The sequence below is a fragment of the Psychrobacillus sp. FSL H8-0483 genome (assembly GCF_038637725.1).
Taxonomy (GTDB): domain Bacteria; phylum Bacillota; class Bacilli; order Bacillales_A; family Planococcaceae; genus Psychrobacillus.
The window spans coordinates 1-11857 of the sequence record NZ_CP152052.1 but is presented as its reverse complement, the minus strand read 5'-3'; the positions used below and the strand labels follow the sequence as shown (position 1 = coordinate 11857).

Annotated in this window: 7 protein-coding genes and 1 rRNA gene; all 8 read right to left on the bottom strand. The window is 36.8% G+C overall.

Annotation, left to right across the window (positions count from 1 at the left end; genetic code table 11):
- Positions 1-186: 186 nt before the first annotated feature.
- Positions 187-1740: ribosomal RNA gene (locus MHB48_RS00040) — 16S ribosomal RNA — on the bottom strand.
- A gap of 273 nt (positions 1741-2013) precedes the next feature.
- Positions 2014-3120 carry an HD-GYP domain-containing protein gene (locus MHB48_RS00035; protein ID WP_342599612.1) on the bottom strand — a complete coding sequence of 369 codons (1107 nt, stop codon included), beginning with the start codon at positions 3118-3120 and terminating at the stop codon, positions 2014-2016.
- Positions 3121-3227: 107 nt separating this feature from the next.
- Positions 3228-5735 carry a DNA gyrase subunit A gene (gyrA, locus tag MHB48_RS00030; protein WP_342599611.1) on the bottom strand — a complete coding sequence of 836 codons (2508 nt, stop codon included), beginning with the start codon at positions 5733-5735 and terminating at the stop codon, positions 3228-3230.
- Positions 5736-5763: 28 nt separating this feature from the next.
- A complete protein-coding gene (gene gyrB / locus MHB48_RS00025; protein ID WP_342601439.1) occupies positions 5764-7686 on the bottom strand; it encodes a DNA topoisomerase (ATP-hydrolyzing) subunit B in 1923 nt (640 codons plus the stop codon).
- A 57-nt stretch (positions 7687-7743) separates the two neighbouring features.
- Positions 7744-8856: a DNA replication/repair protein RecF gene (gene recF, locus MHB48_RS00020; protein WP_342599610.1), complete on the bottom strand. Its 1113-nt coding sequence runs from the start codon at positions 8854-8856 to the stop codon at positions 7744-7746.
- A gap of 1 nt (position 8857) precedes the next feature.
- Positions 8858-9085 carry a S4 domain-containing protein YaaA gene (yaaA, locus tag MHB48_RS00015; protein WP_342601438.1) on the bottom strand — a complete coding sequence of 76 codons (228 nt, stop codon included), beginning with the start codon at positions 9083-9085 and terminating at the stop codon, positions 8858-8860.
- A 120-nt stretch (positions 9086-9205) separates the two neighbouring features.
- A complete protein-coding gene (gene dnaN / locus MHB48_RS00010; RefSeq protein WP_342599609.1) occupies positions 9206-10342 on the bottom strand; it encodes a DNA polymerase III subunit beta in 1137 nt (378 codons plus the stop codon).
- A 171-nt stretch (positions 10343-10513) separates the two neighbouring features.
- The gene (gene dnaA / locus MHB48_RS00005) at positions 10514-11857 is read right to left on the bottom strand and encodes a chromosomal replication initiator protein DnaA (RefSeq protein ID WP_342599608.1); all 1344 of its coding nucleotides are present in this window, start codon (positions 11855-11857) and stop codon (positions 10514-10516) included.

The window sequence follows — 11857 nt, the reverse complement described above, 5'->3', positions numbered from 1 at the left end:
GTACTACACAATCTATAATCACCGAAGTGATTACAAATTGAATTTCTTGAATTTGTTTCTTTCAATGTCGTTTTATCCAGTTTTCAAAGAACAAGTTTTCAAATGCTCATAAAAATGAACATTCAAAACTGAACTGCAAAACGTTAAGATACAGATAAAAATCTGTATTCCGTAATATATCCTTAGAAAGGAGGTGATCCAGCCGCACCTTCCGATACGGCTACCTTGTTACGACTTCACCCCAATCATCTGTCCCACCTTCGGCGGCTGGCTCCCGTAAGGGTTACCCCACCGACTTCGGGTGTTACAAACTCTCGTGGTGTGACGGGCGGTGTGTACAAGGCCCGGGAACGTATTCACCGTGGCATGCTGATCCACGATTACTAGCGATTCCGGCTTCATGTAGGCGAGTTGCAGCCTACAATCCGAACTGAGAACGGTTTTATGGGATTAGCTCACCCTCGCGGGGTTGCGACCCTCTGTACCGTCCATTGTAGCACGTGTGTAGCCCAGGTCATAAGGGGCATGATGATTTGACGTCATCCCCACCTTCCTCCGGTTTATCACCGGCAGTCACCTTAGAGTGCCCAACTGAATGCTGGCAACTAAGATCAAGGGTTGCGCTCGTTGCGGGACTTAACCCAACATCTCACGACACGAGCTGACGACAACCATGCACCACCTGTCACCGCTGTCCCCGAAGGGAAAGATCTATCTCTAGAACGGTCAGCGGGATGTCAAGACCTGGTAAGGTTCTTCGCGTTGCTTCGAATTAAACCACATGCTCCACCGCTTGTGCGGGCCCCCGTCAATTCCTTTGAGTTTCAGTCTTGCGACCGTACTCCCCAGGCGGAGTGCTTAATGCGTTAGCTGCAGCACTAAGGGGCGGAAACCCCCTAACACTTAGCACTCATCGTTTACGGCGTGGACTACCAGGGTATCTAATCCTGTTTGCTCCCCACGCTTTCGCGCCTCAGCGTCAGTTACAGACCAGAAAGCCGCCTTCGCCACTGGTGTTCCTCCAAATCTCTACGCATTTCACCGCTACACTTGGAATTCCGCTTTCCTCTTCTGTACTCAAGTCCCCCAGTTTCCAATGACCTTCCACGGTTGAGCCGTGGGATTTCACATCAGACTTAAAGGACCGCCTGCGCGCGCTTTACGCCCAATAATTCCGGACAACGCTTGCCACCTACGTATTACCGCGGCTGCTGGCACGTAGTTAGCCGTGGCTTTCTAATAAGGTACCGTCAAGGTACGAGCAGTTACTCTCGTACTTGTTCTTCCCTTACAACAGAGTTTTACGATCCGAAAACCTTCTTCACTCACGCGGCATTGCTCCATCAGACTTTCGTCCATTGTGGAAGATTCCCTACTGCTGCCTCCCGTAGGAGTCTGGGCCGTGTCTCAGTCCCAGTGTGGCCGATCACCCTCTCAGGTCGGCTACGCATCGTCGCCTTGGTAGGCCGTTACCCTACCAACTAGCTAATGCGCCGCGGGCCCATCCTGTAGTGACAGCCGAAACCGTCTTTTAACATTTCCACATGTGAGGAAATGGATTATTTGGTATTAGCCCCGGTTTCCCGGAGTTATCCCAATCTACAGGGCAGGTTGCCCACGTGTTACTCACCCGTCCGCCGCTAAATCAGAAGAAGCAAGCTTCTTCGTCATTCGCTCGACTTGCATGTATTAGGCATGCCGCCAGCGTTCGTCCTGAGCCAGGATCAAACTCTCCATAATAGAGAACTTAAAAAGCTCATTTGTTTTGCTGGCATCATCATTAAATGATGTCAAAAATTGTTGCTATCAAACTAACAGAAGTTAGTCTTTCAAGCTATATGTCTTAACGTTTTGCATGTTCAGTTTTCAATGTTCATGGTGTGTTTATTGCGTCTTGTTTTGACGACTTCTCTATAATATCAAGGATTTACGTCTATGTCAACACTTACTTTATTCAAATAAACTATAGAACTCTTCCCTTTTTATAGAACTAAGGAAAGAGTTGCTTTAACTTTAATTTATTACACACTCTATATGCATAGATCGATTAGTAGCCAAATCAAAGATTTGTCCTGTTTCGGTTAATCTAATCATTGGTCTCATGGGAGAGTCTCTATGTAAGAATACAATTTCTCCTATTTCTCCATTCGATAAACGAACGCGCGTAGAAATAGGTAAAGCACCTACTAAAGAGATTAATGCATTTACAACCTCGATACTATATTTACCGAATTCTTCTTCTTTAATCATTTCTAATACTTTAAAAGAAGAACTTCTTGAACGATAGATTCGCTCAGATGTCATGGCATGATATACATCTGCTATTGCGATGATTTGAGATTCTATCGAAATGTTTTCCATTCGCTCACCTTTAGGATAGCCACTTCCATTCAATCGCTCATGGTGTTGAAAAATTGCTAATTTCATTTCAGGTTTCAACAATGGACTATCTTTAATCATTTGAAAACTATAAATGGTATGTTTCTTAATCTCTGAGAAATCAGTTTCTGTTAAATAAGATTTTTTTTCTCTAATTTTTCTATCTACCTTTGCCATTCCTACATCTGCCATCAATCCAGCTGTTGCTAATTGATTTATTTGTCCAGGAGGAAAACGTAATTTTTTAGCTATAGCACCCGAAAAAATTCCAACTGCGATTGCATGGTGAGCAATATACCTATCAGGAGAGGAAAACTCATTTAAAAGAGAAAATATTTGTTTGTCTTCCATTGCTTTATCTACTAAAGGCATAATAATAGTACGTAATCTTGCTACATCTACCTTTATTCCTGCTTCCCACGAATTAAACTCTTTATAATAGTTATTAACAGCATCATTATATAATTTACCAAAGCTTGTTTTAATTTCTGGTAGGCTCACTTTTTTCTCAATTGTTACTTTTTCTTCATTTAGCTTATTTATTTCTTCTTCTGTTCTATTAAATACATTATCTAATGCTATAGGTACTTTACTAATATTAAAAGCACGTAATACTTGGATATGCTCTCTAGTTATTTTTGTATCTTTTCGTATAATAGGGGTTTTCGTATTAACTAGTATATCTTGTGCAATTACACTTCCTAATCTTAACTCTTCTAAATTTTCTAAAGTATATTCCATTTTGCACCCTACTTTTTCTGATAAATTTACTTAATTATACTAAATATTCATTATTTATGTATATTTAAAAAAACACCTTTAAACAAATTTGTTTAAAGGTGTTTTTTTTACTCATTTACTTCTTCTGTCGGTGATACTTCATCAGTAGAACTTTCTTCTACTATTTCAATATCTTCCTCTTCGTCATCTTCTTTTTCTACTTTTGCAACAGTAGCAATCAACTCATCGTCAGCTAATCTCATTAAACGGACACCTTGAGTACTTCTACCAGTAATAGAAATATCTTTTACATCCATTCGAATTAGCATGCCATTTATTGTGATTAGCATTAGATCTTCCGTGCCATCAACTGCTTTGACAGCAGATAAAGGCCCATTTTTCTCGGTAATCTGACACGTTTTTACTCCCATACCTCCACGGCTTTGTAAACGATATTCTGACTCTGGAGTACGTTTACCATAACCATTCTCGGTAACAACTAAGATTTCTTGATCAGATTCGATAATTTCCATACCGACTACGTAATCATCGTCTTTTAAGCGAACACCTCTTACTCCACCCGCTGTTCTACCCATTGAACGAATATCCGTTTCTTCAAATCGTACTAATTTACCTTGGCGTGTACCAATAATAATTTGTTTCTTTCCGTCAGTTAAACGAACAGCGATTAACTCATCTTCTTCACGTAACGAAATAGCAATTAAACCATTTGCTCGGATATGTGCAAAGCCCGATACTGGAGTACGTTTTGTAATACCATACTTCGTTGTAAAGATAAAATAACTATCTTCTTCAAAGGATGACATCGGAATCATTGCCGTAACTTGTTCATCTTTCTCAACAGCTAACAAGTTAATAAGCGGTAGTCCTTTTGCTGTGCGACCATATTCAGGAATTTCGAATCCTCTTGCACGATATACCTTCCCTTTATTCGTAAAGAATAAAATAGTATCGTGTGTAGATGTATACAATAGATGCTCTACAAAGTCATCTTCGTTTGTTCCCATCCCTTGTACTCCACGACCACCTCTTTTTTGACTCTTATACGTATTAGCAGGTAATCGCTTGATATAGCCTTTGTTTGTTAAAGTAAGTACAGAATTTTCCACAGGAATTAAATCTTCATCCTCTAAAACTTCTGCTCCTCCTGCAACAATTTCTGTTCGGCGTTTGTCTGAGAATCGATCTTTAATTTCAGTAATCTCTTCTCGTATAATTTCAATTACTCTATACTCATTCGCTAAGATAAATTTAAGGTCACTTATTAATTTGAGTAATGTATTGTATTCATCTTCAATTTTATCGCGTTCTAAACCAGTCAAACGTTGCAGGCGCATATCTAAAATCGCTTGTGCTTGACGTTCTGATAAATTAAATTTCTCCATCAGACCATTTTTCGCTTCTTCTCCTGTTTGAGAACTACGAATTAATGTAATGATTTCATCAATATGATCAAGAGCAATTCGTAAACCTTCTAAAATGTGTGCACGATCTTCTGCTTTATTCAGTTCGAATTGTGTACGACGACGAATAACCACTTTTTGATGTTCTAAGTAATGGTAAAGCATTTCTTTTATGTTCAACACTTTTGGTTGATTGTCTACAAGCGCGAGCATATTTACTCCGAAGCTTGATTGTAAAGCGGTTTGTTTATATAAATTATTTAATAAAACATTTGAATTTGCATCTTTACGAACTTCAATGACAATCCGCATTCCGTTACGGTCAGATTCATCTGCAAGATGCGTAATCCCATCAATTTTCTTATCGCGAACTAATTCAGCAATCTTTTCAATTAGTCGAGCTTTGTTAACTTGGTAAGGTAATTCCTTAACAATAATAACTTCTTTCCCACTCGCTTTTTGTTCGATTTCTACTTTTGCCCGGATTAACACAGAGCCTCTACCAGTTTCGTATGCACGACGAATGCCGCTTCTACCTAAAATAATCCCACCTGTAGGAAAATCTGGACCTGGAATAATAGTCATTAATTCTTCGATGGAGATTGCTGGATTTTCAGACAGGGCCAATACACCATCAACTACTTCTCCTAAATTGTGAGAAGGAATATTTGTTGCCATACCAACAGCAATTCCAGAAGCTCCGTTTACAAGTAAATTGGGATATCTACTCGGTAAAACAACAGGTTCTTTTTCTTGTCCGTCGTAATTATCTTTATAATCAATTGTATTTTTGTTTATATCACGTAATAATTCCATTGCAATTTTAGACATACGCGATTCCGTATAACGCATTGCGGCTGCTGCATCACCATCTACGGATCCAAAGTTTCCGTGTCCATCCACTAACATGTAGCGATAACTCCAATGCTGCGCCATGCGCACCATTGCTTCATAAATAGAGGAGTCACCATGTGGATGGTATTTCCCCATTACATCTCCTACAATACGAGCTGATTTTTTATGGGGCTTATCTGGTGTATTTCCTAACTCTTGCATTCCATATAAAATTCGACGATGTACAGGCTTTAGCCCGTCACGAACGTCTGGTAATGCACGGGATACAATTACGCTCATTGCATAGTCCAGAAATGATGTTTTCATTTCTGTACTAATATTGATCCCCTTGACACCTTTATTCGGTATTTCTGACATCCTAAAGACCTCCAGTCAACACACATTCTTATATATCTAAATTTTTCACATACACAGCATTTTCTTCGATAAATAGACGGCGAGGTTCTACCTCTTCTCCCATTAGTTGTTCAAAGATTGCGTCAGCCTCCATGGCATTATCTAAGTTTATTTGGAGTAATGTGCGTACTTCTGGATCCATCGTTGTTTCCCAAAGTTGATCCGCATCCATTTCTCCTAGTCCTTTATATCGCTGAATATTTGGTTTTGAAGTTTTTGGTAAACGTTCTAAAATCTCTTTTAATTGTTCATCATTATAGCAATATTCAACATGCTTCCCTTGTTTCACTTGAAATAAAGGAGGTTGCGCTGCGTATACATACCCCGCTTCAATTAACGGACGCATGAAGCGGAAGAAAAATGTAAGTAATAAAGTACGAATATGTGCACCATCGACATCGGCATCGGTCATAATAATAATTTTATGGTATCTCGCTTTTTCTAACGTAAATTCTTCCCCTATACCAGTTCCAAGTGCAGTAATCATTGCACGAATTTCAGCATTTCCTAATATACGATCTAAACGCGCCTTTTCTACGTTCAAAATTTTACCTCGTAATGGCAAAATCGCTTGGAAATGACGGTCACGACCAGATTTAGCAGAACCACCTGCTGAGTCACCCTCTACAATATACAATTCACTTTCTGCAGGAACTCGAGAAGAACAATCAGCAAGTTTTCCTGGAAGACTTGAAACCTCTAACGCCGATTTTCTACGTGTAAATTCACGGGCTTTTTTCGCAGCAACACGAGCTCTTGCAGCCATTAGTCCTTTTTCCACGACTTTTCGAGCAACCTGAGGATTTTCTAATAAGAAACGATCAAATCCTTCTGAAAATAAACTATTCGTAATAGTACTTACTTCTGAGTTACCTAATTTTGTCTTAGTTTGACCTTCAAATTGAGGATCTGGATGTTTAACAGAAACAATTGCTGTCAAACCTTCTCGTACATCATCCCCAGATAAATTTGTATCGGCATCTTTTAACAAACCATTTTTTCTAGCGTAATCATTTATTACACGAGTAAGTGCCATTTTGAAGCCGGATTCATGCGTCCCACCTTCATACGTATTAATATTATTTGCAAAAGATAAAATGTTAGAAGAATATCCACCGTTATATTGCATAGCAATTTCTACTGAGATACCATCTTTTTCTCCCTCTACGAATATTGCTTCTTCCGTAATAGGTTCTTTTGATTTATTTAAATCCTCTACGTATGATTTTATTCCGCCTTCATACACATATTTAGTGGATTTTTCTTGCCCTTCTCTTTCATCGGCAATTGTAATAGATAAACCACGATTTAAATAAGCCAGTTCTCGTACACGATGTGCTAATATATCAAACTCATACACAGTTGTTTCTGTGAAGATTTCCGCATCTGCTTTAAATCTTGTTGTAGTACCTGTTTCCCCTGCTTCCCCAATTACTTCTAAAGGAGCAATAACAGCACCACGTTCAAATTTAATACAATGAATTTTTCCATCGCGTTTAACATATACTTCTGTATACTCAGAAAGAGCATTTACAACCGAAGCACCTACACCATGAAGTCCACCAGATACTTTATAACCACCGCCGCCAAATTTACCACCGGCATGCAATACAGTCATAATAACTTCTACAGCTGGTTTGCCCAATTTTTCTTGTGTATCTACTGGGATACCTCGCCCATTATCTTCTACTCGTATCCAGTTGTCTTTTTCAATTGTGACAACGATATGATCACAATAACCAGCAAGGGATTCGTCAATACTATTATCTACGATTTCCCATACTAGATGGTGAAGTCCTTTTGAACTAGTCGTACCAATATACATCCCTGGACGTTTTCTTACTGCTTCTAATCCTTCAAGTACTTGTATCTGATCGGCATCATAAGATGGTTTTAGCTCTTTTTCTTCCATTGCCAACTTGCTCACCTACTCTTTCATTACGTCAATAATGTTTAATCCTGTTTATATTTAATTTATAACCGCACCTTGTTCCACATGAAACATTTTTGCATGTTGAATGGTTTCATGGGCAATTCCCTCTACACTTGTTGTTGTAACGAAGGTTTGAACGTCCCCTTGAATTGTGTTTAATAAATGGGACTGTCGATAATCATCTAGTTCAGATAAAACATCATCCAGCAATAAAACAGGAGCTTCACCCACCTCCTGTTTTATCAGTTCAATTTCAGCCAGTTTCAAGGATAAAGCAGTTGTCCGCTGTTGACCTTGAGAACCATATGTTTGTACATCGTAGTCATTAACAAAAAACTGTAAATCATCACGATGAGGACCCGTTAAAGTTACTCCTCGCTCTAATTCTCTTTTTTGACTATCAAACAACTTTTTTTCTAAATGAGCTTTCATTTCACTATCAGACCAATTCGCTTTAATACCCGTTGTAGAATCATACGATACAGTCAATTTTTCTAATCCTCTAGAAATACCAAAATGAATAGGTTCAGCCCATTTTTGCAATAATTCCATGAACTGAAATCTTTTTTTTATAACCTTCACTGCTGCGTCTATATATTGTTCAGTATATACTTCAAACATGACATCTTTTAAATTGCTTTTCCCTTGATGTTGTTTTAATATATGATTTCGTTGTTTTAATACTTTTTGAAATTGAAGTAAATCATGTAAATAAACAGGGGAAATTTGACCGATTTCCATATCTAGAAATCGTCTTCTTACTTGTGGACTTCCTTTTACTAAATACAAATCCTCTGGAGCAAACATCACGACATTTAATTGGCCGATATAATTACTTAGCCTCGTTTGTTCTAAATGGTTAACTTTTGCTTTTTTTCCTTTTTTTGATAAAATTAATTCTAATGGTAAACGACCATATTTTTTTTGGATATTACCTTTTATTTTACCATAGTCTGCTTCCCAACGTATTAATTCTTTATCATTCGAAGTTCTGTGGGATTTTGCCATAGATAATACATATAGGGATTCCATTAAGTTTGTTTTACCTTGTGCATTTTCACCTATCAACACGTTAATTTTAGAGGAAAAGTCCAACTCAATTGAATCATAATTACGGAAATTTTTTAATTCAAGTCGTTCAATATACATATTATTCCCCGTTCTCTGGTCCAACCAATTGAAATCTTCCTACTCCTGGAATATTTACAACATCTTTATTACGAAGTTTTCTACCTCTTCTTTGATCTACTTCTCCATTTACATAGACAGTATGTTCGCTTAAAAACCACTTGGCCATTCCACCTGAATCTATTGCGTCCGTCATTTTTAATAATTGACCGAGCGTGATATATTCTGTGTCAAATCGAATCTCTTCCAACAGCAATTCAACCTCTTCTCATTTTCATTATCCCTTTATTTTACTCTAATTAACCAAATAAGTAAAAAAAGATAGCCACATTAGTGACTATCCACATTCTAAAAATTATAAAACTATAAATTAATATGTTCTAACCGGAAGTATTAGTTGCAAGATAGAGTCATCATGAACAGACTTCAATACAAATGGTCTCATAGCTCCTGTAAATAAGATTTTCACATCTTGACCATCAATTGCTTTTAAAGCGTCCATCATATATTTTGCGCTAAAAGAAATTTTCAATTCTTCTCCATCAATTGATTCCGCTTGAATTTGTTCTTCTACGTTCCCGATTTCAGGCGAATTAGAAGATACTTCAACAAAACCTTGCCCAATTGTTGAAAAACGAACAACATTGTTTCTTTCTTCTCTGGCAAGTAACGAAGCTCGATCAATTGCTTGTAATAACGATTTTCCATTTACTAAAATAATCGTTTTATATTCACTTGGAATTAGTCTAGAGGTATCAGGGTAATTTCCTTCTAATAATCTGGAATAAAATAATACCTCACCTGTTTTAAATAAAATTTGTTGTTGAGTCATTACAATTGCAACCTCAGATGAAGTTTCTTCTAGTATTTTATTCAATTCATTTAAGCTTTTTCCTGGAATTACTACACTATATGCTTCTTCAGGTAGATCTTTAATTGCTGTTTTTCTTTTAGCTAGACGATGACTATCTGTTGCTACACAGTGAAGTTCTCCGTCTTTTACTTGCCAATTTACACCCGTAAGTACTGGACGACTTTCAGAAGTAGAAACAGCAAATACAGTTTCTTTAATAATTGATTTTAATAAATCAGAAGGCATGAAAAATTGATGTTCTTCCTCAATTTGAGGAAGTAATGGATATTCTGTTGCATCTAAACCAATCAAACTAAATTCAGATTTACCTGATCTAATATGTGTTTGAAACTGATTTGTTACCTCAATTTCCACTTCATTTGTAGGTAGTTTTCGTACAATTTCATTAAATACTCTAGCTTGTAAAACAATAGAACCTTTTTCTGAAATTCGAATAATTTGTTCTCCATTTTTTTCTACAGGTATAAACGTCTGAATCGTGATGTCCGAATCACTACCAGTAATATATAATCCTTCACTTGTAACTTCTAATTTGAGTCCAGTTAATATTGGAACAGTTGTTTTTGAACTTACTGCTTTCATAACATCATTTAATCCCTCAAGTAAACTATCTCTCATTACTTCAAATTTCATTTTGGTACCTCACTTATATAGTTATTATTATTTAAAAGATTAATAGAAATAGTAATAGGGGTTGTGGATATGTTGATAAGTCTATTTTATCTTACGTACGCTAAACTATTCACATGTGTATAAGTTGTTCTTAAGTAAGTTAGTAAAATCTACACTTATCCACAAACCAAATTATCTTCCTAGGATAGATTTTATCTGTTTAATATCATCTTGCAAATTTAAATCTACTTTTACCATTGTTGAAATTTTCTCATGTGCATGGATAACAGTTGTATGATCACGTCCTCCGAATTCATCTCCAATTTTCGGTAAGGAGAAGTCCGTTAATTCACGAGATAGATACATCGCGACTTGACGAGGAAATGCAATCGATTTTGTACGTTTTTTTGCAGTGAAATCTTCTAACTTTATATGAAAATGTTCTCCCACTACTTTTTGAATATCTAATATAGTAATAATTCTTGGTCGAGCATTCGGCATAATATCTTTTAGTGCTTCTGCAGCTAGATCAGAGTTAATATCTTTATTTACAAGAGAAGAATAAGCGACAACGCGTATTAATGCGCCTTCTAATTCACGAATGTTCGTGTCTATTTGATTTGCTATATAGACCATTACTTCATTAGGGATATCTAAGCCGTCAGCTCGTGCTTTTTTGCGTAAGATAGCAATTCTTGTTTCTAAATCTGGTGGAGCAATATCAGTTATTAAACCCCATTCAAATCGTGAACGGAGACGATCTTCTAATGTTGGAATTTCTTTTGGTGGGCGATCACTTGAAATAACAATTTGCTTTGATTCTTCATGAAGTGCATTAAATGTATGAAAAAATTCTTCTTGAGTTTGTTCTTTTCCAGCTAAAAATTGAATATCATCTATTAGTAATACATCTACATTTCGATACTTATTGCGAAAATCTACTGTTTTATTATCACGAATGGAATTAATAAATTCATTTGTAAATTTTTCAGAAGATAAATAAACCACTTTAGCATTTGGATTGTGTTCTTGAACATAATGACCAATCGCATGCATTAAGTGGGTTTTTCCTAGTCCTACTCCTCCGTATATAAATAGAGGATTATATGCTTTTGCAGGTGCTTCTGCTACAGCTAATGATGCTGCATGAGCAAATCGATTTCCAGAGCCAATAACAAATGTATCAAATGTATATTTGGAGTTTAGCATTCCAGGTGAAAAATCAGGTTGATCTCCTTGATTTACTGGAACTTTTGGTTTAGGTATATCAAAGTCATCTAAATCTTGATTTTTAGGTACAACAAAAGAAATAAGTAGTTCATTGCCCGTAAGTTCTGTTAAAATACCGGCAATTAAATGAATATAGTGATTTTCAAGCCAATCCCTTGCGAAGGAATTAGGCGCAGCTATTGTAACTGTCTCTCCTCTATATGAAAGTAGCTTCGTCGACTTCAACCAAGTTTCAAAACTAGGTTTTGATGTTTTCTTTTCTACTTCAGAGAGAACTTTAGCCCAAAGTTCTTCTAAATGTTCCAA